The sequence below is a fragment of the Draconibacterium halophilum genome (genome assembly GCF_010448835.1).
Taxonomy (GTDB): domain Bacteria; phylum Bacteroidota; class Bacteroidia; order Bacteroidales; family Prolixibacteraceae; genus Draconibacterium; species Draconibacterium halophilum.
Genome location: NZ_CP048409.1, coordinates 879,286 through 904,822, shown reverse-complemented (window position 1 = coordinate 904,822; position 25,537 = coordinate 879,286). Strand labels below are relative to the sequence as shown.

The 25,537-nt window shown below is 39.4% G+C and carries 24 protein-coding genes; 8 read left to right on the top strand and 16 right to left on the bottom strand.

Annotation, left to right across the window (positions count from 1 at the left end; translation table 11 throughout):
* Positions 1 to 5: 5 nt before the first annotated feature.
* Entirely contained in the window at positions 6 to 1,034 is a 1,029-nt protein-coding gene (gene galE / locus G0Q07_RS03580) for a UDP-glucose 4-epimerase GalE (protein WP_163344800.1), read from the bottom strand.
* A gap of 151 nt (positions 1,035 to 1,185) precedes the next feature.
* Here galE and G0Q07_RS03575 point away from each other — a divergent pair, with 151 nt between their 5' ends.
* From G0Q07_RS03575 to G0Q07_RS03565, 3 genes are all read left to right on the top strand, one after another.
* Positions 1,186 to 2,274: an HU domain-containing protein gene (locus G0Q07_RS03575; protein WP_163344799.1), complete on the top strand. Its 1,089-nt coding sequence runs from the start codon at positions 1,186 to 1,188 to the stop codon at positions 2,272 to 2,274.
* 161 nt (positions 2,275 to 2,435) lie between these two features.
* Positions 2,436 to 2,807 carry a DoxX family protein gene (locus tag G0Q07_RS03570; protein WP_163344798.1) on the top strand — a complete coding sequence of 124 codons (372 nt, stop codon included), beginning with the start codon at positions 2,436 to 2,438 and terminating at the stop codon, positions 2,805 to 2,807.
* 147 nt (positions 2,808 to 2,954) lie between these two features.
* Positions 2,955 to 3,164, top strand: coding sequence for a dodecin family protein (locus G0Q07_RS03565; protein ID WP_163344797.1), 210 nt, complete (start codon positions 2,955 to 2,957; stop codon positions 3,162 to 3,164).
* 220 nt (positions 3,165 to 3,384) lie between these two features.
* Here G0Q07_RS03565 and G0Q07_RS03560 read toward each other — a convergent pair whose 3' ends face one another.
* From G0Q07_RS03560 to G0Q07_RS03530, 7 genes are all read right to left on the bottom strand, one after another.
* Positions 3,385 to 3,591 (bottom strand): RNA-binding S4 domain-containing protein, encoded by a 207-nt coding sequence (locus G0Q07_RS03560; protein ID WP_163344796.1) that lies wholly within the window; start codon positions 3,589 to 3,591, stop codon positions 3,385 to 3,387.
* Positions 3,591 to 4,670: a C1 family peptidase gene (locus G0Q07_RS03555; protein WP_163344795.1), complete on the bottom strand. Its 1,080-nt coding sequence runs from the start codon at positions 4,668 to 4,670 to the stop codon at positions 3,591 to 3,593. Before G0Q07_RS03555 ends, G0Q07_RS03560 begins: the two co-directional genes overlap by 1 nt.
* A 98-nt stretch (positions 4,671 to 4,768) precedes the next feature.
* On the bottom strand, positions 4,769 to 5,119 hold the full coding sequence (locus G0Q07_RS03550; protein WP_163344794.1) for an MmcQ/YjbR family DNA-binding protein: 351 nt from the start codon (positions 5,117 to 5,119) through the stop codon (positions 4,769 to 4,771).
* Between the two features lie 142 nt (positions 5,120 to 5,261).
* The gene (locus G0Q07_RS03545; protein ID WP_203532667.1) at positions 5,262 to 5,666 is read right to left on the bottom strand and encodes a YraN family protein; all 405 of its coding nucleotides are present in this window, start codon (positions 5,664 to 5,666) and stop codon (positions 5,262 to 5,264) included.
* 106 nt (positions 5,667 to 5,772) lie between these two features.
* Entirely contained in the window at positions 5,773 to 6,678 is a 906-nt protein-coding gene (locus G0Q07_RS03540; protein WP_163344793.1) for a S66 peptidase family protein, read from the bottom strand.
* A gap of 6 nt (positions 6,679 to 6,684) precedes the next feature.
* On the bottom strand, positions 6,685 to 7,596 hold the full coding sequence (locus tag G0Q07_RS03535) for a DUF2971 domain-containing protein (RefSeq protein WP_163344792.1): 912 nt from the start codon (positions 7,594 to 7,596) through the stop codon (positions 6,685 to 6,687).
* A gap of 68 nt (positions 7,597 to 7,664) precedes the next feature.
* Entirely contained in the window at positions 7,665 to 8,318 is a 654-nt protein-coding gene (locus G0Q07_RS03530; RefSeq protein ID WP_163344791.1) for an HAD hydrolase-like protein, read from the bottom strand.
* A 105-nt stretch (positions 8,319 to 8,423) separates the two neighbouring features.
* Here G0Q07_RS03530 and metG point away from each other — a divergent pair, with 105 nt between their 5' ends.
* Positions 8,424 to 10,457: a methionine--tRNA ligase gene (gene metG / locus G0Q07_RS03525; RefSeq protein ID WP_163344790.1), complete on the top strand. Its 2,034-nt coding sequence runs from the start codon at positions 8,424 to 8,426 to the stop codon at positions 10,455 to 10,457.
* 190 nt (positions 10,458 to 10,647) lie between these two features.
* On the opposite strand, the gene G0Q07_RS03520 is transcribed toward metG, so the two are convergent.
* The 5 genes from G0Q07_RS03520 to G0Q07_RS03500 all read right to left on the bottom strand — a co-directional run bounded on the left by G0Q07_RS03520 (position 10,648) and on the right by G0Q07_RS03500 (position 14,496).
* Positions 10,648 to 10,812: a helix-turn-helix transcriptional regulator gene (locus G0Q07_RS03520; protein WP_246222977.1), complete on the bottom strand. Its 165-nt coding sequence runs from the start codon at positions 10,810 to 10,812 to the stop codon at positions 10,648 to 10,650.
* Positions 10,813 to 10,825: 13 nt separating this feature from the next.
* Positions 10,826 to 11,272, bottom strand: a complete 447-nt coding sequence (locus tag G0Q07_RS03515; RefSeq protein WP_163344788.1) for a hypothetical protein — start codon at positions 11,270 to 11,272, stop codon at positions 10,826 to 10,828.
* A 105-nt stretch (positions 11,273 to 11,377) separates the two neighbouring features.
* Positions 11,378 to 11,878: a hypothetical protein gene (locus G0Q07_RS03510; protein WP_045031578.1), complete on the bottom strand. Its 501-nt coding sequence runs from the start codon at positions 11,876 to 11,878 to the stop codon at positions 11,378 to 11,380.
* Between the two features lie 197 nt (positions 11,879 to 12,075).
* Entirely contained in the window at positions 12,076 to 12,579 is a 504-nt protein-coding gene (locus G0Q07_RS03505) for a fasciclin domain-containing protein (protein WP_163344787.1), read from the bottom strand.
* A 135-nt stretch (positions 12,580 to 12,714) separates the two neighbouring features.
* Positions 12,715 to 14,496 carry a fasciclin domain-containing protein gene (locus tag G0Q07_RS03500; protein ID WP_163344786.1) on the bottom strand — a complete coding sequence of 594 codons (1,782 nt, stop codon included), beginning with the start codon at positions 14,494 to 14,496 and terminating at the stop codon, positions 12,715 to 12,717.
* A gap of 467 nt (positions 14,497 to 14,963) precedes the next feature.
* Here G0Q07_RS03500 and G0Q07_RS03495 point away from each other — a divergent pair, with 467 nt between their 5' ends.
* Both G0Q07_RS03495 and scpA read left to right on the top strand, forming a co-directional pair.
* Complete coding sequence (locus G0Q07_RS03495) at positions 14,964 to 16,826, top strand: methylmalonyl-CoA mutase family protein (protein WP_163344785.1); 1,863 nt, start codon at positions 14,964 to 14,966, stop codon at positions 16,824 to 16,826.
* A 95-nt stretch (positions 16,827 to 16,921) separates the two neighbouring features.
* On the top strand, positions 16,922 to 19,078 hold the full coding sequence (gene scpA / locus G0Q07_RS03490; protein WP_163344784.1) for a methylmalonyl-CoA mutase: 2,157 nt from the start codon (positions 16,922 to 16,924) through the stop codon (positions 19,076 to 19,078).
* Positions 19,079 to 19,156: 78 nt separating this feature from the next.
* Here scpA and G0Q07_RS03485 read toward each other — a convergent pair whose 3' ends face one another.
* The 3 genes from G0Q07_RS03485 to G0Q07_RS03475 all read right to left on the bottom strand — a co-directional run bounded on the left by G0Q07_RS03485 (position 19,157) and on the right by G0Q07_RS03475 (position 21,555).
* A complete protein-coding gene (locus tag G0Q07_RS03485) occupies positions 19,157 to 19,705 on the bottom strand; it encodes a peroxiredoxin family protein (protein WP_163344783.1) in 549 nt (182 codons plus the stop codon).
* 232 nt (positions 19,706 to 19,937) lie between these two features.
* The gene (locus tag G0Q07_RS03480) at positions 19,938 to 20,519 is read right to left on the bottom strand and encodes a hypothetical protein (RefSeq protein WP_163344782.1); all 582 of its coding nucleotides are present in this window, start codon (positions 20,517 to 20,519) and stop codon (positions 19,938 to 19,940) included.
* A gap of 439 nt (positions 20,520 to 20,958) precedes the next feature.
* Positions 20,959 to 21,555, bottom strand: a complete 597-nt coding sequence (locus G0Q07_RS03475) for a hypothetical protein (RefSeq protein WP_163344781.1) — start codon at positions 21,553 to 21,555, stop codon at positions 20,959 to 20,961.
* A 189-nt stretch (positions 21,556 to 21,744) separates the two neighbouring features.
* On the opposite strand from G0Q07_RS03475, the gene G0Q07_RS03470 reads away from it, so the two are divergent.
* Together G0Q07_RS03470 and G0Q07_RS03465 are read left to right on the top strand one after the other, a co-directional pair.
* Entirely contained in the window at positions 21,745 to 22,623 is an 879-nt protein-coding gene (locus G0Q07_RS03470; RefSeq protein ID WP_163344780.1) for a LytR/AlgR family response regulator transcription factor, read from the top strand.
* Positions 22,623 to 25,529 (top strand): sensor histidine kinase, encoded by a 2,907-nt coding sequence (locus G0Q07_RS03465; protein ID WP_163344779.1) that lies wholly within the window; start codon positions 22,623 to 22,625, stop codon positions 25,527 to 25,529. Before G0Q07_RS03470 ends, G0Q07_RS03465 begins: the two co-directional genes overlap by 1 nt.
* The last annotated feature ends 8 nt before the right edge of the window (positions 25,530 to 25,537 follow it).

Here is a 25,537-nt window from a genome sequence, read left to right as displayed (position 1 = left end):
ACCTATTATTTTATTCCTCTAACTTTTTTCTCCCAGTTCCAGGCTGAAAGTAAGGTCTCTTCTGTTCCTTTTTCAGCTTTCCAGCCCAGTTCTTCGTTGGCAAAAGTAGTGTCGGCCCAAATTTTTTCGATATCGCCGGCACGACGATCAACAACTTTATAATTCAGTTTCACGCCTGTTGCTTTCTCAAAACCATTTACAATTTCCAGTACCGACAATCCATTTCCGGTACCAAGATTAAATATTTCGTAGCTCTTTTTGTTTTTGCCTTCCAGCAATCGCTCAATTGCTACTACGTGAGCCTTCGCCAAATCTACAACGTTAATGTAATCGCGAACGGCCGATCCATCTACCGTATCGTAATCGTCGCCAAACACTTTAAGCTCGTCGCGTAACCCAGCCGCTGTTTGCGTAATAAAAGGCACCAGGTTTTGTGGCACTCCCAGCGGTAATTCTCCAATCAAAGCAGTTGGATGTGCGCCTATGGGATTAAAATAACGCAGTGCAATTCCTTTCAACTGCGGAAAAGCGAGGATGCTATCGCTTAAAATATCTTCATTCACACGCTTGGTATTTCCGTAGGGCGACTCGGCATCTTTTCGTGGTGTTTCTTCGGTAACCGGCAACACATCGGGCTGGCCGTACACCGTGCACGACGATGAGAATACAATATTTGCCACATTGTATTTTAACTGGCAATCCAACAAATTCATTAGTGAAACCAGGTTATTACGGTAATACAGCAAAGGTTTTTGTACGGATTCACCAACAGCTTTCGAAGCTGCAAAATGAATGATTGCACTAATATCTGAATTACGACTAAAAAACTCATCGGTTTTTGTAGCATCCGCCAAATCAAACTGCTCGAATGCCGGTTTTTTACCCGAAATTTTCTCAATATTATCCAATACATCAATACTTGAGTTTGATAGGTCGTCGACAACAATTACGTCGTAACCCGAATTCTGTAATTCAACAACTGTATGAGAACCAATGTATCCGGTTCCGCCTGTAACTAAAATCTTTTTTGCCATGTTTTTTTTTGATTTGAGCAATAAAAGTAGGAAAATCGATACAGAAATCGACAGTTTACGCCATTGCAGAACAGGCTTTTGTAAAAACTTAATTTTAGGGCAGTTGCAGTTTACTTTATGTTTTGTAATTTTGACGTCTAAATTCATTCAAGTGAGCTTCGGAAAAGAAATATACACGCTTCTGTTACAACACTACATTGTAATTATCCCCGGCCTGGGGGCTTTTGTTTCGGAATACCACCCCGCAGACATTAATAATGAAAGCGACGAAATAAAACCTCCCTCAAAAACCATTTCGTTTAATCAGCAATTAAAAAACAATGATGGAGTGCTGGTTGGCCATATTGCAGAAAAGCTTCATATACCACATTTTAATGCATTGGTTCGTATTGAAAAGGAACGTGACGAGATGCTTTTTAAACTCGACAAAGGCGACGAGGTTTTTATTGAAGGAGTAGGCACGCTTTCGCACAACGAAAAGGGGGAGATCATTTTTCAGGCATCGGAAGAAGAGAATTTGCTACTTGATTCGTTTGGTCTTGGCGCCATGTCGATCAGCGAACCGGAGCCACCTGAAGTTCCAACCAATGACAAGATAGAGCAACAATCGGAAGCAGAGCCCGAAGTAACAGAACCGGAAGAGCAGGATGAAAAAAAGACAGTTATTGAAGGACCAATAACTGATGAAACAGCACCAAAAGAGACAGAGCCGGAGATTCATTCTGAGGAGAAAGAAAAGAAGAAGAAAAAACCCTGGTTATTTCTACTCATTATTATTCCGTTACTTGCCGTATCCGTCTTTATATTTATGAAAGGTTTTAACAATGACAATGGCGACGAAGAAAAAATAGTTACCACAAACACTATTGTAGAACTACCTGCAAAACAAGAACCTATAGTTATTGATAGCACAATGGCAGATTCTACTGCAACAATTCAAGACACAACTTTGGTTGCCGATACCATTAAAAATATTCCTGAACCGGCTGAAACATTGCCCTTGGAACAAGACTCGGTTCGTTACTACCTTGTTGGTGGAAGCTTCTCTGTTAAAGAAAATGCGGATAATTATTTGCTTGAATTACAGAAAAAAGGGTACGAAGCTTTTCATGTTGGCAAAAAAGGTCGTTTCTTTATAGTAGGAATAAGTAGTTATAAAACTTTTAACGAGGCTAATACTGCTAAGATGAAATACATGGAAGACAATCCAGGGTCGGAAGTATGGGTTTATAGAAAATAATCAGCAACAGTTATTTCAAATAATTGTAAAACGGGAAAAAGAGAAGAAAGGATTGTTAGGCAAAAAGCAACAATTTAATTGATATTGGGTTACTATTAAACAGTCGATCCATTTTTATAATACATAATACAACAACTCATCGCTAATTAAAAATTGTTATTATGAATATAGCGCTCTGGATTATACAGATTATTATTGCCGTTTTCTTTCTTACAACTGGTTCTCTTAAACTTGTTTTGCCTAAAGAGAACCTGAGAAAAGTTTTTGAATGGATCGAAGATTTCACCGAACAACGACTAAGATTAATTGGTGCATTCGAGGTGTTGGGCGGTTTAGGTCTTTTCCTGCCGGGCGTTTATTCTACTTTCGAGATTTTAATTCCGTTAGCAGCCATTGGGCTTACAATTATTATGGTGTTGGCAACTTTTCTTCATTCCAAAAGAAAAGAAACAAAAGAAGTGATCTTAAATATAGTTATTTTGGTTTTTCTTGTGCTTATCGTTGCAGGACGTTTATTCCTCGTTAGATTATAGTACACTTTTGACTTACATAATTTAGTTTTTTTATTGATTTTATTGTTCAGTGAAAATAAAAGCTGCGCGTATAAAACTATTTCTCTGTGCACTCCGTACAAAATAGAACTATTAAAGATTTATTAATAACCAAAAAACTGAAACGTTATGCCTAACAGTGTTTACAAAATTGTTGAACTGATTGGAAGCAGCCCTGTATCGTGGGAACAAGCATCCCAGAATGCCATAAGCATGGCATCAAAATCATTGCGCGACATAAGAATTGCGGAAGTGTGCAAAATGGACATTCACATTACCGAAGGTGAAATAGAATGTTATCGTGTTAAACTAAAAGTATCGTTTAAATACGAAGGTTAGCCGCTTACAGACCATTGCCAATACATAGTAATAACCCGCAATTGCAATTCGCACTATCGGTGCGATAAATTTATGGTGTTTGGATTGGCCGAAAAGTAGCAGTGCTAAAGCAAAAACAAGCCTGACGAATAGAACGGGCAGCATTTTTTAACACTCGCAAATGTTTTTACAATTATTGCCAAAAAGTAAAGCCGATAATTAATTACCGGCTTTATTCTTTTTATACAATTTTAATACTCTCTCCCATAATTTCCAGCACATCACCTTTAACCAGCTTGGCTCTTTTCCTGAACTCGGGTTCGCCGTTGCGAACCACTTCGCCATCCTCAACGATAATTTTTGCATGGCCGCCCGTTTGTGCAATTCGCAAAAGCTTTAACAGTTTTACCAGTTCAATATATTCGCTGCTCAGTTGAAATTCGCGCATTATATTCCAAGTTTTGATTTTATGGCCTCAGGAATGGCATCTTTGTGTACCATAATCCCGATTGTTTTCAGGCGTACGTAATCTTCGGTCATGTGCAGGTAACCTCCGTAATCGTTACTTTCGCCACCCCACGAGTTTTTGGTGTAGAAGTAATTTTTCCCTTCGGCGTCTTTCGACAGACCAACTAAATGCATCAGATGATCGTCGGTGGTTGTGCGGTCGTAAAACGTTTCCTGACGCACTTCCTGATCAACTTTTCCCTGTAATTTTTTTGGCACATCGGCTTTACCCTCTTTGTGTACAAATGTTTTTTCGCTTGTATCACCGTCCCAGGCAATACTAAAACCGTTATTCAGCGCATTATACATTACATCCAATAAATCGTCTAACGGCAGATTGTAATACGACGCATGCGCCCAGTTATCGGGCACTTCAACAACACATTGCTTCCAAAACGGGTGATGACTAAACGAGGTAAGCTCCACATAATCATCCGGATTGATTTCGAATTTATCGCGAAGTTCTGCTGCCGAGTATTTTTTGCCTTCCAACTCCACTTTCGCCGGCAACTTGCCTAGTTCGTTTTTCAACGCAGACTTAAATCCTTTTAAATCGGACACATCAATTTTGCCTCTTTTCTCCTTGTCAATTTTATCCGTTTCATCCCGAAGCTCTTTAACCAACGCCGAGTGGTTGTATTTTCCATCCTTTTGAATTCCGGGAAACTCATCGTATAACATTACGCCCTCGTCAGCTACAACTTTTAAAACATCGTGCGACAAACTGCCTTCACCGAAATTATTTTTACCATGATAAAGCAGGTACTGAAAAGCCTTGTTTTTATAATTGTAATACACAAAAAACATTTCGGAAAGATTGGTTTCAGGAAATCCTTTGCGCATAATCTCCGATTCTAAAAAACTGGTTGTTGCAAAACTCCAGCAAGTTCCGGTACGCCCCTGGCTGATAACCGGTGTATGTTTTACTTCTTTAACAATGGTAAAATCCTCTTTGTCTCCCTTCGCAGAAACCACAGATACAGATAGCAGCAATGCCGCAAATAACGATAATAACTTCATATGATTAAAATTTTTATTTTCTAAAGTATCATATGGAACTCGCACTTTAGTCTTTTCCTTTGATGATTTGACTACAAATGCTCGTTTCATAATAGAGCTTATAAATTTTTCAATTCTTCTTTTAATTTTTTTGTGAGGCTCGCAACAATCAAATCATACGATTCGTCAATCATCTCGCAAAGCAATTTAGATGGAACTGTTCCGTCCAACTCAATGGTATTCCAAAGTTGCTTGTGTAAATGATAACCCTCGTAAATTGCCGGGTACTGAGCTCTCAACTGAATGTTTTTATCCGGATCGTTTTTTAAGCTCACCCGATGATCATCGAGGCCCAGCAAACAAAACATTTTATTCATCACCTTAAAAACCAAAGTGGTTTCATCAAAAGGAAAGCTTTCAGTAACTCCTTTTTTCTGGATGCAATATTCGCGAATCTCTTCAACATTCATGATACGTTCTTTGGAAAGTCTAAAAATAGTAGAATCGGGAAGAAATAAAAATGATGTGGTGGTTAAAAATTGAAGGTTAATTATTATTCCACCATTCACCCCTGTGTCTCACTTTGTTCGACATCTCCCCTCGAGGGGAGAACTAAAGAGGGGTGACTTTTGAATAAACGTGAGTTTTCACGATATTACATCGTTGGATAAAAAGCATCTTTAAAATGCTCCAGCTCGTGGCCTTGCTGAAAAAGATAACGGTGATCACATCAAAACGAGTGTCCAATTCGCTTTCATGTTCAAGAATGTAGGCATCGGCAGCCTCAACAATACGTTTAATTTTGGTGTTGGTAACTGCTTCCGACGGATGTTCGTAACGCAAACCCGACCGCGCTTTTACCTCAACAATCACCAACTCATCGCCATCTAGCGCAACAATATCCAATTCCAAATGTCCGTGATACCAGTTGGTGGCTTTAATTTCGTAACCCAGCTTTCGGAGATAATCCTGTGCCAGGCCCTCCGCCAAATCACCCAATTCGCGTGTTGATACCATGTTGTTCAAAGTTTAAGGTAAAAGTACAAAGGCAAAAGTAAAAGTTCGATATTCAAGATCAAATATGATCAGACTCAGATTCAATCTGCATCAATCTCATTTCAATCTACACCAATCTCAACCTCGTTCCGCTTTTAGCAACTTCCAGTTCCCAATCCCGGCCAAAAGTAAGTGCAAGGTTCTTTTTATCGTGTCCTCCCGGAAATCCGTAACAAACAGGGTAGTCAAAATCTTTTACCGCTTCTGCAAAAATCTCATGAACCGTTTGGCCAAAAGGCGATTCATTGTCTTTCATGTCGGTAAAATCACCCAAAATAAGCCCGGCAAGATGATCCAGTTTCCCACTTAATTTCAGTTGATGAACCATACGGTCGGTGTGATACAAAAACTCGTCAATATCTTCCAAAAAAAGGATTTTACCCGCTGTGTCGATATCATATTTTGTGCCTTGCAAACTGTTTACGATCGATAAATTCCCACCAACCAATTGCCCGGAAGCTGCACCCGGACGATCAAATTCAGTGGCAGCAACATTGTAACTGATCCCCTCTCCTTTTACCAGTGTAATCATTGAGGTCAAATCCTCACGAGGTTCACCTATGTCATCAAAAAAGTAGCGCGGCATCACTCCGTGAATTGTCGGAACTTCAAGATTATGCAAACGCAAATGCAAAATGGTAATGTCGCTAAAACCTATGAGCCACTTCGGATTTTCAAGAAATTTAGAGAAATCAAGGCGTTCGATAATACGCACCGTTCCGTAACCGCCACGCGAACAAATAATCGCATCGCAATCCGAATCATCAAATGCCTCCTGCACATCGGCAGCACGTTGTTCATCGGTGCCGGCAAACTGAAAATGTTGGGCGAAAACGTGTTTGCCCAATTTCACGGTGTAACCTTGTTCTTCCAGCCACTTAACAGCAGGCATCACATGTTTTTTATCAATTTTACCAGCCGGAGAAACAATTCGAATTATTGAGCCGGGTTGTATGGGTTGTAGCTTTTTCATTCCTTCTTAATCAGTTAATAGAGCTTTATTATAATCTACTTGAGTCTTTTCCCCAAAAGTCCATAGTTGAACCTTATTATTTTCAAATCTTGAACGATATATTCTTATTTTTTCGCCAACGAAATTCTTTAAAAGCTCAATTTTATTATTTCTGTTTTCAAAATCAGGTCCCAAAATTATACCAATCAACGAATCTTCATAATCAATAAAACATGAAGATTCTTTAGATCCAGGAATTGGAGTATTCCCTCTATGATCATAGATCAAATATCTAAACTCATTTTCTTTGTCCCATTCTTCTCCTTTTCGAAAAAATATATCATCTAATCTTTCATCTTTTTTTAAAACTTCCCAAATCTGAGCAGACATATTTTCATATTTGCTTATCCTTATTTCAAAATGATCTTCTTTTTCAATCTTTTGATTTTCTATCATTTTAGTAGTAACAGGCTTAAACGGTTTGTAACCGTATTGAATATCATCATTCTTCCTATATCCATCATCATATTGATTTCTAAAACATTGGTCAAATTTAACCTTATCAAAAACCAAACAAACACCTTTGTAATCATTACCATAAAACGACCACATCAAACCATTATCAAAACCTCTCTTTATACAATTATCTTTCGAGAAACTCAGTATTTTAATTTTATTACTCTTTAAATACTCAAATACATTATTTGCTTCATTTTTTTCAAAGAAATCATCAGATATTACTTTAAGGTTACTGCGCATTTCATAGATATCATTCATCCTTGAAATTGGATTCAACAGCAATGACCCTTTTCGCATTCTGGAACCATTAAAACCCACAATTTCATATTCTTTTCCCCCAAGAATATAAAAAAGAGCTGAATCAAATTTAGTATAATGAAAAAGTAATTCTCGCTTTGGATTAACATTTTCTGTTGTCATGTTATCTTCTTTTTACCCAAAGATAAACATAAAAAAAGTAGGCGTAAAAAAAGCCTCTCGTAGCTTTCCTACCCGGCTAATAGCTCAAACAGTTCGTCCACATCCTCCACAAAATAATCAGGATTGGCAGCACGTAAATCTTCCTCTTTTCCAAAACCGTAGCCCACTGCAATGGTAGAAATTTCGTTTTCGTTACCACCCTCAATATCGTAAACCGTATCGCCAACCATTACAATTTCTTCCGACGGAACCAGTTGTTGCATGGTCAGCACATCGGCGATGATCTTATTCTTCGTGGCTTTTTTTGCATGATAATCCGCTCCTTTTAACTGAATTATGTAGCGATCCATTTCAAAATGCTCGATAATTTTATTGGCATATTTTTCCAGTTTTGCGGTAGCCACATACATTCGTTTTCCCTGCGCATCCAACTCGGCCAGCAATTCCATAATTCCGTCGTACGGATCATTCTGGTGCCAACCGTGTTCGCCATAATATTCACGGAAATAATCAACGGCCAGTTTTGTGTCGCGTTCGTTCATTCCAAACTGCGTGCTAAAACCCCACTGCAGCGGAGGTCCGATAAAAGTATCCAGAATATTTTCGTGGTAACCGTCTACCTGCATTTGCTCCAGTGCATATTTCAGCGAGTTTTTTATGCCCAGCGTATTGTCGGTGAGCGTACCGTCGAGATCGAATATAATATGTGAAAATTGTGCCATTCAACTAAAATTTTTGCGAAGGTAATAGTTTTAAAATTGCTCCCTGAATTTTGTTATCTTTGCAGCCCTAAATTTGATATTTCAAGAACGACAAAATATTTCGAAATGAGTAAGTTCAAACGTACGCTGATAACAACAGCACTGCCTTATGCCAATGGTCCGATTCACATTGGCCACCTTGCCGGAGTTTATGTTCCTGCCGATATTTATGCACGTTACCTTCGCCTGAAAAACGAGGATGTAATTATGATTGGTGGTTCTGACGAGCACGGTGTGCCCATTACGCTGAAGGCTAAAAACGAAGGCATTACACCACAGGATGTGGTTGACCGCTTTCACGGAATTATTAAGGATTCGTTCGAGAAATTTGGTATTTCGTTTGACGTTTACTCACGCACAAGTTCTCCGGTTCATCACGAAACTGCTTCTGAATTTTTTAAGAAATTGTACGACGAAGGTAAGTTTGTTGAAAAAACATCGGAGCAATATTACGACGAAGCCAACAACCAGTTTTTGGCCGACCGTTATATTATTGGTACCTGCCCAAAATGTAGTTTCGAAAAAGCTTACGGCGACCAGTGCGAAAGCTGCGGAACTTCGTTGAGCCCGACCGAGCTGATCAATCCAACATCAACAATCAGCGGAAACCAGCCGGTTTTAAAAGAAACCACACACTGGTACCTGCCACTCGACCAGTACGAACCATGGTTAAAAGAATGGATTCTGGAAGGCCATAAAGAATGGAAGACCAACGTTTACGGTCAGTGCAAATCGTGGATCGACAGTGGTTTAATGCCACGTGCCGTAACCCGCGACCTCGACTGGGGTGTTCCTGTACCCGTTGAAGGTGTTGAAGGCAAAGTACTTTACGTTTGGTTTGATGCTCCAATCGGTTATATTTCGGCAACAAAAGAGTTGACCGAAGACTGGGAAACCTACTGGAAAGATCCGGAAACCCGCATGTTGCACTTCATCGGAAAAGACAATATTGTTTTCCACTGTATCATTTTCCCAAGTATGTTGAAGGCCGAAGGAACATTCAACCTGCCGGAAAACGTGCCGGCCAACGAGTTCCTGAACCTTGAAAACGATAAGATTTCAACTTCACGAAACTGGGCTGTTTGGTTGCACGAGTATCTGGAAGAATTCCCGGGAAAAGAAGACGTATTGAAATATGTATTGACTGCCAATGCGCCGGAAACTAAGGACAACGATTTTACCTGGAAAGATTTCCAGAACCGAAATAACAACGAGTTGGTAGCTGTGCTCGGAAACTTTGTAAACCGCGCACTGGTGCTTACACAGAAATATTACGAAGGCGAAGTTCCTGCCCGTGGCGAATTGACTGATCACGACAAGGAAACACTTACAGAAATTGCAAAAATTAAAGGCGAGGTTGAAAAGAGTATTGACAGTTTCCGTATTCGCGAGTCGCTGAAAAATGCAATGGATCTGGCGCGTTTGGGTAATAAATACCTGGCCGACGAAGAGCCCTGGAAAGTGATAAAAACCGATGCTGAGCGTGTAAAAACCGTTATGAATATCTGTTTGCAGATTACCGCCAACCTTACCATTTGCCTTGAGCCATTTTTGCCATTTAGCATGGATAAACTGCGTGGCTTCCTGAATTTGGAGAAAATGGATTGGGTAAAATTGGGCGAAACTGATTTGTTGCCAACAGGCCACAAAGTGAATAAGCCGGAATTACTTTTCGAAAAAATTGAAGATAGCGTAATTGAAGCACAATTACAAAAACTGGCCGACACCAAAAAGGCCAACGAAATGGCGGAATCAAAAGCAACTCCAGCAAAAGAAAACATCGAATTTGATGATTTTGTAAAAATGGATGTTCGTGCCGGAACAGTAATCGAATGCGAAAAAGTAGCCAAAACCAAAAAGCTGCTGAAACTAAAAATCGACACCGGAATCGATCAAAGAACTGTTGTTTCGGGTATTGCCGAGTATTACCAGCCGGAAGAGTTGATCGGGAAACAGGTTTCTATTTTGGTAAATCTTGCACCGAAAAAATTGCGTGGTATCGAATCGCAGGGAATGATTTTGTGTGCTGAAAATGCAGACGGAACACTGTCGATCGTTTCGCCGGATAAAGCCGTTAAAAACGGATCGGAAATACGATAAAAGCCCCTCCTAACCTCCCCGTTGGGGAGGAATACTTCCCCCTCCGGGGGAATTTAAGGGGGCTTATAAATACAAGTGCCAACATAGCGTTGGCGCTTTTCCGTAAGGTTTCTTGCTGTCCGTCAGCTGACGGACGGGTAGAAAACTTACCCAACATATACAACCGTTCTTGTACGCAAGAACGGTTTTTTTAATCTTCCAACTCAAATAGTTCTTCTACCGACAGCTTAAAATACTTTGCCAAAAGCATGGCCGTTTGCACCGAAGGAACAAACTTATTCTTCTCAATCGCATGAATTGTTTGACGGGAAACACCTATTGCATCCGCCAGTTCCTGCTGCGTTTTATCGAGCATCACCCGATGAAATTTAAGCTTGTTCTTCATAATCCCCTCCAAGAATGTATTTACGTTTAGTCACTCGAATTATCAAATACGCTATCATTTGAAGGGAAAGTAAGTCTGATGGATATATTCTGTATTCTGGGTTGAATACATAAATTATCAGAATAATTACAAGAGAAAGAATTAATGCAATAAAGGCAGACTCATTCCTGATTTTTTGCATCATTTCATCTTCTGTTTTGTTTTTAGCCAGAATGTAAACCAACAGACCAACGATTAGAGCAACTTCAAAAACATGTACTAATGTCATCGAAAATAAAGGTTCCATTACAACTTCAATTGGCTCACCTCGTGCCATTTCCATTCCTTCAATAAAGTCCTCACTTCCAATGCTGCCTATTAAGCTCAAGGTGAAACCTCCGAAGAAAATAACCAATCCGATCCATTTAAAGTAGTGTGGTAATAGTTTCATTGTGTAATAAGTTAGGATTACATGACAAATGTAAAGAATAATTTACAAAAGACAAACAAAATAGAAATTGAGGGATTATAAAATTAAAAATCAATTGTTTTGAAATCAGACAATCACAAAGAACAATACCACCAAAATAAGCAGCATAAACAGGATAAACTGGTTGCGGACAAACAATCCCAGCAGAATAAGAATCTCCACCTCTTCGTTCATTGGTGTTGCCAGTTCGATTGTTCCTTTGTCTTTTGATATGAATTCGTGCGAGGTAAAAGTGACAATTTCTTGTCCGTTATATTTCCAGCTCCAACGCGATTGCCAGAAGTTTTTTATTTCCAGTTCAAATCGTTTGCCGTTTATTAACACATCGCTGCGCGGGTTAAATATATTTACCATTACCATGGCCAGCAGCGATTTGCTGTTGCCGTCGTAGATCTCCAGCTTCGAAAGGAAAAACTCACGGTTAAGCGTAAAGTAGCGGCCATTAATAATAGCCTGCGCTTTCGAACCAACCATGCTCTCCCAGTCAATGTTACCAACTTTCTCATCGCCCTGCATGATCTCCAGCTTCGACCCAAATATTTGCTTACTCCATCTTAGCTCTTCCATTCAAAATATCCTCCATTTCAAGAAACGCAATTTATAAAAATTAGCAGGAATAATTAAAAGGAATTCGACAGCTTCATTTCATTTTTACAATCTTTAACGAAAAAACCGGCTCCTTTCGAAGCCGGTTCAAAGTCATGGTAAATCTTAATTTAAGTGTCAAAGCGTATTTAAGCAATCAAAATCTATTCACCTGATTTCTATTCAGGAATAAGCACTTTATCAATTACATGTATTACTCCGTTTTTCCCTTTAATGTCGGCTGCAATTACATTGCTATCGTTGATTTTTACTCCGTCTGACAAGTCGATTTTAATCTTCTCTCCATTTAGAGTTTTCACCGAAGTGTTCGACAGATCGCTCGACATAACATTGCCCGAAACAACATGATAAGTTAAAATTGGGGTCAGTTGATCAGCTGTAAGATCCTCAACACCTTTCACTCCCAAAGTGGCAAACAATGTTTTGAAAGCGTCGTTGGTCGGTGCAAATACGGTAAACGGACCGTCAGCACTTAAAGCTCCTGCCAGGTCGGCTTTTGTTACCGCTTCAACCAGGATTGAAAAATCAGGATTCGAAACGGCAATTTCTACTACTGTCGACGATGATGTGTCGTCACTACTCTTGGCTTCTGAGTTTAAAGTCAAACCGAAAGTCATTACTGCCACCAGGGCGATCGAAAAAATTTGTTTTACTGTTTTCATGATATTTAATTTTAATATTTATTTTTACTTGTAATCTTCTCATTTCACCCCTCTTTAGTTCTCCACTCGAGTGGAGATGGTGATTGCAATGAGCCAGAGAGGTGATCGGCTCAATTGCAATCCATATGTTTCAAATTATGGGATCAATACTTTATCGATTACGTGTACCACTCCGTTCGCTCCCTGCACATCGGCTGCCACCACGTTACTTTGGTTTATCATTACACCTGATGTAAGATCCACGGTAATATTACTGCCCTCTTTTAAGGTTGGAACTTCTCCATTCATCAAACCGGTTGACAGTACATTTCCGGATACCACATGGTACAATAGAATTGGGGTCAACTGCTCAGCAGTCAGCTCATCGATTCCTGAAATTTCAAGATCAGCAAATAATGCATCGAATGCGTCATTTGTTGGAGCAAATACGGTGAATGGGCCGTCAGCGCTCAAGGCATCAACCAACCCGGCTTTAACCACTGCACTTACCAGGGTGCTGAAATTTTCGTTTGCAATAGCAATATCAACGACCGATGGCGGAAGAATAACCTTATCAACCACATGGATCACTCCGTTGTCCGCTTCAATATCGGCAGTGGTAACACTTGTATTCGCGTTAATGGTTACGCCCTCACCCACCTGAATGTACATCGACATGTTGTTGTCGCTAAAAGTTGACAGGGTTGAAAAATATCCAGTAGCCAAATCGGTTGACATAGCTTTGCTGCCAATTACGTGGTACAATAGAATAGAGGTCAGCGTTTCCACCGGAACGTCATCGAGCGAAGTGGCTCCCAAATCAGATAGAAGCGCCGTAAAAGCATCGTTGGTTGGTGCAAAAACAGTCAACTCTGCCTCACCATCCGCAACAGCACCTACCAAGTCTGCTTTCATTAGCGCTTCAACCAGAATTGAAAACTCCGAATTAGCCACAGCAATGTCTGCTATGGTATTCGACATTTGCGTTGCAGGAACCAAAACAGCATCGATTACGTGAATTACACCATTTGTTCCCTGTATATCGGTAGCAACTACTTTAATAGTTCCGTTAAGCATTACGTCACCGTCAATGGTCACTTCAAATTCTTCTCCCGAAATTGCTGCAACTGCTCCGGCCGAAAGTTCGGTTGACAAAACATTATCTCCAACCACGTGATAGGTTAATATCGATGTCAGATCTTCAACACTCACATCATCCAAACCTGATATTTCGAGCGCTGCAAAAAGTGCTGCGAAAGCATTATTTGTTGGTGCAAACACGGTAAAAGGACCGTCGGCGCTTAAAGCACCTGCCAGGTCAGCTTTAACAACTGCACTCACCAGCGATGAGAAATTATCGGAATAAGTGGCCAAATCAACAACTGTTGGTGGCATCAACACTTTGTCGATTACGTGAATTACACCATTCGAGGCCATTACGTCGGCAGTGGTAACATTGGCATTGTTAACCATAACACCGCCATCAACATTTACCAGAAGTGAAAGCGGAGTACCGTCGGGAGACCCCATGTTTAATGTGGCCACTGCACCCGATTCCAGATTGTTCGAATACGCCAAATCTCCTACAACATGATATTTAAGAACCGCTGCTAAAGTAGCTGCATCAAGATCATCGAGGCTGCTTGCACCCAAATCTGTTAACAAGGCTGCAAAAGCATCGTCAGTTGGTGCAAATACGGTAATATTTTGCTCGGTACTTAAAAAATCAGCCAACCCGGCTTTTTGGGCTGCCTGTATCAATACACTAAACGAACCTGCCCCGGCAGCTACGTCTACAATCGTTTTTCCCATTTCAGGATCAGGCATCGGATCATCGTCATCATTACATGCGGTAAAACTTAGCGTCATTACCAGTAATAGAACCGGTAGTAAACTAAACCGGATTTTTGTCTTCTTGATAAATTCAATTGTTTTCATAATTCTGATTTTAAATGTTAAATGTTTCTGTTTTCGTTCTCTGAAACTGTTTTCTTGTTTTCAATTTGTTTAACTACAACTAATACAATCTTAAACACTTTTTGTTTATTCTTTTACTTTTTTCATTAAACACTAACTGATTAAACACATCCATATGTCATTACTATCAACACTTACAGAGGTTTTGTTAATATATGTTAATTTAAAAATTAACTGTTGTGAAAAAATTTACACAAGTACATTTATCAGAAAATTAGGAACCCGGTTTTGTAGAATTCTTCCTCTTTGTTCTTTGCTTTTAATTCAGAGTTATTTACCTGCGTTCATGATCTACTTTACCTCAACATTAAATTGAGCCCATGATTAATATGATTTTTGTTAACATTGGCCAAAAACCATAGTGATTCTGAGGTACAAACATTTAAATCCCTAATTTTGCCACTCGATTTTCAATAACAATTTTCAACATGGCAGATAAAGAGCAAAAACTGTTCACCGATTTTGCACCCATATCAACAGAAGAGTGGGAAGCAAAAATTAATGCCGATTTAAAAGGCAAAGACTACGAGCGTTCGCTGGTTTGGAAAACTTACGAGGGATTCAAAGTGCGCCCGTATTACCGTCAGGAAAACCTTGCAGGGAAAGAGTACCTGGATAGCTTACCGGGAGAATTTCCATATGTGCGGGGAAATAATAAAACCAACAACGATTGGTTCATTCGTCAAAACATCTTTGTTACCGATTTTGAAGAAGCAAACAAAAAAGCTTTGGAAATTCTTGGAAAAGGGATTACCTCTTTGGGTTTCCTTTTCAGCGAATGTGGTTCGGTTACCAAGGAAAGCCTGGGAGTGTTGCTAAAAGACATTTGTCTGGAAGCAGCCGAAGTTAACCTGGTTTGCCCTTGCGACAACTGCAACTGCGCCGAAGTTTTTTCAGCTTACGTTTCGGAAGGCAACTGGGACAACGATAATGTGATTGCTTCGGCATCCATCGATCCCATTGGTACTTTCACTTTAAAAGGTAAAATTGAAAAAGATGCAGTAACAAAACTTGTTCCGGCAATTGAGGCCGCAAAAGCGGTAAAGAATTTCCGCGTTATTGGCGTTCACGGAAAATTCTTCGCCAACAGCGGATCATCAATTACTCAGGAGTTGGCTTTCTCGCTGGCTCAGGGTGCTGAGTACTTAACACAATTAACCGAAGCCGGTTTAAGTGTTGACGATGCAGCAAAAGCAATTAAATTCAACATGGGTATCAGCAACAACTATTTTATGGAAATAGCCAAGTTGCGTGCCGGCCGACTTTTATGGTCGAAAATTGTTGAAGCTTACGGACCGGAGTGTAAAAGTTCGGCTAAAATGATCGTTCATAGCGAAACTCAACGCTTTAACAAAACGGTTTACGATCCGTATGTAAACATGCTGCGTACTCAAACCGAAGCAATGTCGGCCACTTTGGGCGGCGCACACTCGGTTACTGTTCTTCCTTTTAACGCGGTTTTCGAAGAAACTACTCCTTTCTCGGAGCGTATTGCACGTAACCAGCAGATCCTGTTAAAAGAAGAATCGCATTTCGATAAGATTGCCGATCCTTCAGCAGGTTCGTACTACATTGAAACACTTACTGAATCGTTAGCCAATCAGGCATGGGAACTTTTCCTTGCTGTTCAGGAGAAAGGTGGTTTTATTGCTGCTTTTAAAGAAGGATTTGTTCAGGCAGAGGTTAAAGCAATGGCTGCTGATCGTGACAAAAAGATCGCTCAACGTCGCGAAAACTTTTTGGGTACCAACCAGTTCCCTAATTTCACGGAAGAAATGAAAGCGGATTTCGATGGTTCACTTTTCGAAGCAGTTGACCTGACTGAAGAAGGTGCTGGAGTAGAAACACTGAAACCTTACCGCGGAGCTCAACCATTTGAGACATTACGTTACACTACTGATATGTACGCACGCGAGAACAAACGTCCGCTGGCATTTATGCTTACCATTGGTAATCTTACTTTCCGCAAGGCACGTGCACAGTTCGCCTGCAACTTTTTTGCAGTTGCCGGATTCAGTGTTCAGGATAACAACGGATTCGCAACAGTTGAAGAAGGTGTTGCCGCAGCTAAAAAAGCAGGCGCCGACATTGTTGTTATTTGTAGTTCGGATGATGAGTATGCTGAAATTGCTCCGAAACTTGCTGAGCAATTGGATGAAGAAATTTTGGTTGTTGCCGGAGCTCCTGCATGTGCAGACGAACTGAAAGCAAAAGGAATCACAAACTTCATTCACGTGAAAAGCAATATTTTGGAAGAACTGAAGGGATATCAAAATAAACTGGGAATATAAAACAACAGATGCTAGATACTGGTCACTGGATGCTGGATAAGAAATCCAGTATCGAGAATCAAGTATCAAGTATCAAGTATCAAATAGCTGAAATTATGAAGCCAGATTTTAAAGACATAAACATAAAAGCAGCTACCGAGCAGGCGAAAGCATCTGACTGGGCTGCAAAAAATAACATCAAAAAAGATTGGTTAACACCGGAGCAGATTCCTGTTAAACCGGTTTACACCAAAGAAGACCTTGAAGGAATGGAGCACCTGAACTATGCAGCAGGTTTGGCACCTTACCTTCGCGGACCTTACTCGGCAATGTACGCCATGCGTCCATGGACAATCCGTCAGTACGCCGGTTTTTCTACTGCCGAAGAATCAAATGCTTTCTACCGTCGTAACTTAGCGGCCGGTCAGAAAGGTTTGTCAGTGGCATTCGACCTGGCAACACACCGCGGATACGACTCAGACCACGAACGTGTGGTTGGCGACGTTGGGAAAGCTGGTGTGGCTATCGACTCGATTCTGGATATGAAGATCCTTTTCGATCAGATTCCGTTGGATAAAATGTCGGTATCGATGACCATGAACGGTGCTGTTCTTCCTGTATTGGCATTTTACATTGTTACAGGTTTGGAACAAGGCGCTACTCTGGAACAACTTTCAGGGACTATTCAGAACGATATTCTGAAAGAATTTATGGTGCGTAACACATACATTTACCCACCTGAGTTCTCGATGAAAATTATTGCCGACATTTTTGAGTTCACTTCTCAAAAAATGCCAAAATTCAACTCAATCTCGATTTCGGGTTACCACATGCAGGAAGCTGGGGCAACTGCCGATATTGAAATGGCTTACACCCTTGCCGACGGTTTAGATTATTTACGCACAGGTGTTAAAGCCGGTTTAGACATCGATGCTTTCGCACCGCGTTTGTCGTTCTTCTGGGCAATTGGAATGAACCACTTTATGGAGATTGCAAAAATGCGTGCTGCGCGTATGATCTGGGCGAAACTGGTTAAACAATTTAATCCGAAAAACCCAAAATCGATGGCATTGCGTACGCACTCGCAAACTTCTGGTTGGTCGTTAACTGAGCAGGATCCGTTTAACAACGTTGGCCGTACTGCTATTGAAGCAATGGCTGCCACATTGGGTGGAACACAGAGTTTGCACACCAACGCGCTTGATGAAGCGATTGCATTGCCAACCGATTTCTCGGCACGTATTGCACGTAACACGCAGTTGTACATCCAACAGGAAACTGAACTTTGTCGTGCAGCCGATCCATGGGCAGGTTCGTACTACGTTGAAGCATTAACGCACGAGCTGGCACAAAAAGCATGGGCGCATATCGAGGAAGTTGAAAAACTTGGCGGTATGGCCAAAGCAATTGAAACCGGCGTACCAAAAATGCGTATTGAAGAAGCTGCAGCACGTGCACAAGGACGTATTGACGGTGGATCGCAAACAATTGTGGGTATCAACAAATACCGTTTAGATAAAGAAGATCCGATTGATATTTTAGATATTGACAATACTGCAGTTCGTAAGTCGCAAATCGAGCGTTTGGAGAAGCTGCGTGCTGAGCGTAACGAAGAAGATGTACAAAAAGCATTGGAAGCAATTACAAAGTCTGCAGAAACAGGTAAAGGCAACTTATTGGCACTAGCTGTTGAAGCAGCACAGAAACGTGCTTCGTTGGGTGAAATTTCAGATGCTTGCGAAAAAATCGCAGGACGTTATAAAGCAGTAATCAGAACTATTGAAGGCGTGTATAAAGCAGAAGCACAAGACAAGTCTGAATTCCAGGAAGCTCAGGCTTTAGCGAAGAAATTCGCAGAATTGCAAGGTCGTCAGCCACGTATTATGGTCGCTAAAATGGGTCAGGACGGTCACGACCGTGGTGCAAAAGTTGTTGCTACCGGTTATGCCGACCTTGGTTTCGATGTTGATATGGGACCATTATTCCAGACTCCGGAAGAAAGTGCTAAACAAGCCGTTGAAAACGACGTGCACGTTGTAGGTGTTTCTTCACTGGCAGCCGGTCATAAAACACTGGTTCCTGCCATTATTGCCGAGCTGAAAAAACTAGGTCGCGACGACATCATGGTTATTTGCGGTGGTGTTATCCCTCATCAGGATTACCAATACTTGTACGATGCAGGTGCAGTAGCCATTTTTGGCCCTGGTACCAGCGTTGCCGGTGCAGGTAAAAAAATTCTTGAGATTTTGATTGAAGCGTATAAGGAAGATTAGAATATTGGAGGATTAAAAGATTAGAATCCAGATATAAAATATAAAGCCGGTTCCGTTTGGGGCTGGCTTTTATTTTGCTTACAATCCTTTTAAAGCAGCCATTACTTCTTCTACATCGGCTCTTCCTCCGTGACCCGAGCTTACTTTGGCAAAAACTACTTCTCCTCCTTTATCAATCACAAAAGTAGAAGGATAAGCTGTTTCTTTGGGTGCATCCCATCTAAGGCCATATTTATTTACCATCAAATAATTTGGATCGAGTGCAAAATAAAATCCTTCTGGAAAAGTAATGTCTTCAGTAAACTCCTCTGCCTTTTCCCGCAGTACTTCCGACGGCCCCGGATAAATCATCAAAACCTTTGCTCCGTAGCTTTTAAATTGATCGGCCTCAGCAACAAGCTCACCTACCTGACGCGTGCAAATCGGACATTGATATTCGGGCCACCCCCTGAGAACAACTAGAACAATTGGCGACTGGCCGTATAATTCATTTAGCGGAATTTCCTTGCTGTCAATTAACAGAACTTTAAAATCAATGATTTTATCTCCGGTTTTTACCTTTGCATCGGGTTGCGAAAATGCCGGAACTAAAAGAAAGGCGAGCAAAATGGTAATAATCGTTTTCATGATGCAGTATTTTTGATAGTATTAAAACACGCCTAATTCAGAAAAGTTCTTTTTTTTGTAAGCCCATGAAAATATTCTTACTAACCTTATTGATGTTCAAATTCTAAAGATTCAGTTTAAGACTGAAAGATGTAAAAGGAACCCGGGTTCGTTTTTGGCAAACGTTTTAAATGTAAGAAGCGGACTTCCAATTGGAAATCCGCTCATCACCTTTTTTCTGTCTTCGCGTTTATTAATTGATTACAATACTTTCTTCGTAAATATCCATCTCGTTGGTTAGAACCACGCTGTACTCGCCTGGATTTAAATCCGAAAGGTCTATTCTTTTGTGAATAGTAAATTCATTACCCAAACTAATCTCTTTTAACAAAGTACTATTCTCGTATACATAAAGATTAATTTTTTCATTCTCATAATTTAAGTAAGTCAAGTTTACTTTTTCTCCAACTTGATGAAAATAAGGATCAACAGTTTTCCGCATACTCATTACTTCCACATCTCCGTACTCAACTGATAGCTGCTTACTAACTTCCTCATCACCTGTTCTTACAAAATACCAATATGTTCCATTTTCCAGACCAGATAAATCATAACGCTTTTCAAAGTCACCGCGCGGGATTTCAGTATTCATCTCGTAAATTTTGTTTCCCCATGCATCGGTTAATTCAATTTCGTAATTAACCACTTCTGCGTTCGTAATTTCCATTACAGTTGTTTCACTTTCGTTGTCAGTCATATTCACTTTTAAATTTCCTGACGCCATAGCAACACTTGTTATCAGCATTGCAAAAATTCCTACAAATAAAGTTTTCATGTTTCTAAATTTTAAATTATTGTTTTCAATTCATTTTCAATACTATAAGGAATAAGTGCTCTATTTTGTTTAGTTTTTTATGTTTTTTATTAAACATTTTTTATTTTACACCCTCACTTGCTTTATACATAGGCATTTCAGGGATATGTTAATAGTTGTTAATTTTGCCGTGATTAATAACAGCGCGAAGCTAATTGAGTTAAAAATTGAAGATATGAGAACCTTCTTTGAGATTATCGTTTGCCCAGCCAGGGGTGACATGTGCAGGTGCATAATCCGAAAATTTCAGAAGAAGTGTAAAGAAAATTGTAATTACTGACCTAAAACCAAAGAGAAGCGATTGCATTAACCACTGATTTTAGCTCATAAAAAAAGCGAACCCTTGCGGATTCGCTTTACCAAAACTAACTAATTTAACTACCTAAACTTACGAAAAATATTAATTGAGATTAATTTGATATTCGTATATTCCATTATCACTTACCAATACAGCCTCATAGCTGCCATTGTTAAGTTTCGAAAGATCGATGGCATGATTAAGTGCAAACTCCGATCCAAGCATGTCTTCGTGAATCAAATTATCGTTTGATTCGTCGTACAAATACAACTTTACATCACGTGTTGCAAAATTCAGATACGTAATGTTTAATTGGTCGTTGTTTAAACCAAAATACGGACGAACCTGTTTGGTTTGGTCTATAACTTCAACATCGCCGTTATTCACTGAAAGAACTGTTGTGTTCTTTTCTTCATCAAGTTTTACCGTAAAGGTATATTCGCCATTTCTGAGTTTTGAAAAATCATACGTATTTAAAACCATCTTCAATGGCTGCTGGATCTGTTTGTAGTAAATAATATCATTTTTCATATTGCGGATTTCCATTTCAAATTGACTTTCTACCGCATTTGTAACTCGAACGTGGGCTTCAGCACCTTCGCCTTCTGAAATGTTTACTTTTAGATTTCCTGTTGCCAATGTTGCCCCTGCAATTAGTGCAAGAGCTGCTGTTAAAAGAACTTTGTTTAATCGTTTCATAACTTGTTGTTTCTATTTATTGTTTTCATTAACTATGACTTCAATATATGTATAAAGTTTAAAGCAATAACGTTAACCGATTGTTAAAGACCCCTAAGTCTTTTATTGTCAGCAACTAACTCTTATGTTAATACCATGTTAACCGGCGAGTTTGGATAGAAAAACGCTTGAACAGATCAATCGGAGGTAATGAAAATTACCGTTTATTCGCCAGAACCTACCGCTTATATAAAAACAAAATATTTTTTGCAATTAATTCTATCTTTGTTAGTGATGACCACATACAACGCCATAATAATTGACGACGAGAAGAATGTACAGGAGGCACTAAAAATATTACTTGAGCGTAATTGCCCGAATATTAATATCTGTGATACGGCCAGTTCGGCCAGCCAGGGACGGGAGTTATTGAACAATTGGGATGTGCAATTAATCTTCCTTGACATTTCGATGCCCGGAGAGAATGGGTTTGATTTTCTGGCCAGTATTCAAAAAGAAGACTACGCTATTATTTTTACAACAGCCTACGAAGAATATGCTTTACGCGCCATTAAAACAAATGCCATTGATTACCTGCTAAAACCAATCGATCCGGAAGAGTTGAAAGAAGCAGTAAGTAAAGCAACTTCGCACCTCGATCTTCGCCGGCAAAATCAGAAAATACAAAATACTTATGACGAATCATTAAACAACTTAACCCGCCAGGCTAACGATGGTTTTGTATACGCCCCTAAAATAACGGTAATTGAAAAGTTTGGTTTTGAGATAGTTGAAGTTGAGAAAATCAGGTATATTGAGGCCGATGGAGCTTACTCGGTAATTAATTTATCGGGACTGGAGCAAGTGGTGTCGAGTAAACCAGTTGGAGAAATTGAAAAAATTCTTGATCCTTCAATATTTGTCCGCATCCATAAATCCACCTTAATAAATCTAAATTTTCTGAAGGGGTTTTCAAGCTTCGAGGGTTACTACGCTATTTTGGACGACAAAACAGAGTTGGCAATATCGCGTAGAAAATACAATGAGTTTAAAGAAGCAGTTTCAAATTATTCCAAATCAATCGAATAGTGAAAAAACTCCTGTTAATACCAACACTAATATTATATTTTACCCAGCTTCTTTGCGGGCAAAATCCGTTTATTACAAACTATACCATTGCCGACGGATTGCCAACCAACAAGGTTTTTTGTGTATTACAGGATAGAAATGATTTTTTATGGTTTGGTACTACTGCCGGCCTTGTTCGTTTTGATGGAACAAGCTATGTTCGCTATACCACCAACGAAGGGATGAGTTATAACCGAACTGTTCGTTTGAAAGAAGATGTGGAAGGAAGAATATGGTGTATGAACATTGATGGTTCGGTTAATTATATCTATAAAAATCAGGTATTCAACGAAAAAAATTCGCCCTTTCTGGATGAAATAAAAACAAACTTTTATTACCACAATTTTTTCCAGGATAATGACTCAACCATTTACATGTACAACGGAGCCGGAGAAGTTGCTGTTATAAAAAGCAACCGATATATAGATTATATACCATCCGACCAAAACGGTTCAATTATTTTTGATATTACCAGAAACACAAATAATAATCTCCTTTTTTGGGACAGTAACCGCATAGTTGAAAAAAATTCAGTAGATGAAATTGCAGAAATACACCGGCTTGATTTTTATGTTACCAGAGTAACAACAGATTCCGAAGGAGTTACCTACGTTTGCGACATGGAGGGAAACATTCATCTGTTCCAGGGGTCTCGGTTGGTTTCGAAGAACTACGTAAAGATTGATGCAAAGGTGATTAACGACATGCTGGTTAAGGATGAACTCTTGTGGGTATCGACATTCGACAACGGCCTGTTTTGTTATAAAAACGATAGCCTGATCTTTCACCATAAGATGGATAAAATTCAAAACCTCGTTATCGACAAGCAAAATAATTTATGGACCAGCTCTACCACTTATGGTGTTTATAAAATAAACAACGGCATATTAAAATTCAAAACTATTGAAACAGATAAATTTGAAGATAAGGGAGTACAAACAATTTCACCATCAAATAAAGATTTCTTGTGGCTTACCAATGGCAAATCAGTATTTGCTTTTAAAGATGGGAAAATACTTGAAGATAAATTAGAGGTGGGTGAATTTATTCTTGATAATATAACTCAACTAGCTAACAATACATTGCTGTTGACCGGTTCCAGTACGCCGCTATACATATACAAGAATCTTCGAATCGACCCGGCAACCCATACAATCAAATACGACGAGTTTAATAAAACAAATATCTACGTTAAAAAACCGGTAGTCGACCCTTCCGAATCAAGAGTGAATTTTTATTTAAATGATAATTTATTTTATCGTGAACTAAAAAACGATTTTCAGCAATTCCGCATAGCCTATACCGACTGGGGACGAATTCGCAATATCTTTCTTAATTACAAACAGGATTTAATTGTAAATGGAAATACAAACCATGTTATTAAAGACGGAAACATTATTCCCGATCCAATTTACAGCGCATTTGACGGAAAATGGATAGCTTCGAATATTACAATCGACTCAACCAGCGAGGTATTGCAAATTGAGGAAGCCGACAAATCGGAACTGGTTCTAATACACAATAATAAAACTTATAACCTTATTGATAACCTTGAAAATCATATCATTCAGAAATTAAAAGATATGATTTACTATAACGGAACACTTTTTCTGTTTAATCAAAGAACCGTTTATTTTATTTCAAATCCGAAAGAAATTATTGCGGGTAAAACAGCAGTACTCAATCGCCTGAACATTACATTCAACAACATTAACGACCTGTATGCTCAAAACAATATTTTATACGTTGCATCCGACGACGGACTAACACTTATTCCGGTAAGCGAATGTGTTAATGCCATATCTGTACCAACAAAACCCTACTTTTCGAAAGTAGCACTCGACGAAAAAGAGATCAATCTAACTCACGGAGAAATAGTTTATAAAAACATAGACCGGTTAAGCATTGAATTCTCCAGTCTTAATTTCTCTTCGTCGCCATCTGATTATGCTTACATGCTTGAAGGTGTAAACGACGATTGGATATCGGGCACAGAAAACCGGGTAGTTTATCTGAACCTAAAACCCGGGCACTATACTTTTAAACTGAAATCAAGAAAAAACATGGAGCCCTACAGTGAGGTAATTGAACTTCCGGTTACTGTGGTTCCCACCTTTTTCCAACTACTAATTACAAAAATTGCAGGGGTACTCATCTTCCTGTTTTTAGGATTTCTGATTATCAGGAGTTATTATCGCCGGCAACTTCGCGAACGCGAAAAGGACAACCAGCTTGTTACTCTTGAAAACAGGGCTTTACAATCGATGATGAACCCTCATTTTATTTTCAATTCGCTTGGTTCTATTCAGAAATTTTTACTTCAAAATAAATCGGAAGAAGCAGGTACTTATCTATCGAGGTTTGCACGGCTAATCAGACAAACGATGAACTCCATTAAATCAAACTCAGTTTTACTGGATGATGAAGTAGAACGTTTGAGAAATTATATCGAACTGGAACAATTCAGAATGGAAAACCATTTTGATTTTAGTGTTATTATCGACGAGCAATTGCAGCAAGACGATTATAACATTCCTTCAATGATTGTACAACCTTTTGTTGAAAATGCTATTTGGCATGGGATATCGCAATTGCAAAGCCATGGAAAAATAATCATCCGATTTATTTACGTGAATGAAAGAAGTATTCGAATAGTAATTGAAGACAATGGAATTGGGTTTGAGAAATCAAAAGCATTCTCAAAAACAAAAAGCCACCTGAATATGGCCTCCAGCCTCACCCAAAAAAGAATTCAGCTGATTGGCGAAAAATATCATGTTAAAACTACACTTTATTATGAAGAACTATACCCGGGAAAAACAAACCCGGGAGCAAAAATTACACTTTTGGTTCCAATTGTTGAGTAAAGCAAATT

Bases quoted from the DNA above. Each gene is read 5' to 3' on its own strand.
- galE (WP_163344800.1), bottom strand. From the start codon at position 1,034: ATGGCAAAAAAGATTTTAGTTACAGGCGGAACCGGATACATTGGTTCT.
- G0Q07_RS03570 (WP_163344798.1), top strand. From the start codon at position 2,436: ATGAATATAGCGCTCTGGATTATACAGATTATTATTGCCGTTTTCTTT.
- G0Q07_RS03565 (WP_163344797.1), top strand. From the start codon at position 2,955: ATGCCTAACAGTGTTTACAAAATTGTTGAACTGATTGGAAGCAGCCCT.
- G0Q07_RS03560 (WP_163344796.1), bottom strand. From the start codon at position 3,591: ATGCGCGAATTTCAACTGAGCAGCGAATATATTGAACTGGTAAAACTG.
- G0Q07_RS03555 (WP_163344795.1), bottom strand. From the start codon at position 4,670: ATGAAGTTATTATCGTTATTTGCGGCATTGCTGCTATCTGTATCTGTG.
- G0Q07_RS03550 (WP_163344794.1), bottom strand. From the start codon at position 5,119: ATGAATGTTGAAGAGATTCGCGAATATTGCATCCAGAAAAAAGGAGTT.
- G0Q07_RS03545 (WP_203532667.1), bottom strand. From the start codon at position 5,666: ATGGTATCAACACGCGAATTGGGTGATTTGGCGGAGGGCCTGGCACAG.
- G0Q07_RS03540 (WP_163344793.1), bottom strand. From the start codon at position 6,678: ATGAAAAAGCTACAACCCATACAACCCGGCTCAATAATTCGAATTGTT.
- G0Q07_RS03535 (WP_163344792.1), bottom strand. From the start codon at position 7,596: ATGACAACAGAAAATGTTAATCCAAAGCGAGAATTACTTTTTCATTAT.
- G0Q07_RS03530 (WP_163344791.1), bottom strand. From the start codon at position 8,318: ATGGCACAATTTTCACATATTATATTCGATCTCGACGGTACGCTCACC.
- metG (WP_163344790.1), top strand. From the start codon at position 8,424: ATGAGTAAGTTCAAACGTACGCTGATAACAACAGCACTGCCTTATGCC.
- G0Q07_RS03520 (WP_246222977.1), bottom strand. From the start codon at position 10,812: ATGCTCGATAAAACGCAGCAGGAACTGGCGGATGCAATAGGTGTTTCC.
- G0Q07_RS03515 (WP_163344788.1), bottom strand. From the start codon at position 11,272: ATGAAACTATTACCACACTACTTTAAATGGATCGGATTGGTTATTTTC.
- G0Q07_RS03510 (WP_045031578.1), bottom strand. From the start codon at position 11,878: ATGGAAGAGCTAAGATGGAGTAAGCAAATATTTGGGTCGAAGCTGGAG.
- G0Q07_RS03505 (WP_163344787.1), bottom strand. From the start codon at position 12,579: ATGAAAACAGTAAAACAAATTTTTTCGATCGCCCTGGTGGCAGTAATG.
- G0Q07_RS03500 (WP_163344786.1), bottom strand. From the start codon at position 14,496: ATGAAAACAATTGAATTTATCAAGAAGACAAAAATCCGGTTTAGTTTA.
- G0Q07_RS03495 (WP_163344785.1), top strand. From the start codon at position 14,964: ATGGCAGATAAAGAGCAAAAACTGTTCACCGATTTTGCACCCATATCA.
- scpA (WP_163344784.1), top strand. From the start codon at position 16,922: ATGAAGCCAGATTTTAAAGACATAAACATAAAAGCAGCTACCGAGCAG.
- G0Q07_RS03485 (WP_163344783.1), bottom strand. From the start codon at position 19,705: ATGAAAACGATTATTACCATTTTGCTCGCCTTTCTTTTAGTTCCGGCA.
- G0Q07_RS03480 (WP_163344782.1), bottom strand. From the start codon at position 20,519: ATGAAAACTTTATTTGTAGGAATTTTTGCAATGCTGATAACAAGTGTT.
- G0Q07_RS03475 (WP_163344781.1), bottom strand. From the start codon at position 21,555: ATGAAACGATTAAACAAAGTTCTTTTAACAGCAGCTCTTGCACTAATT.
- G0Q07_RS03470 (WP_163344780.1), top strand. From the start codon at position 21,745: ATGAAAATTACCGTTTATTCGCCAGAACCTACCGCTTATATAAAAACA.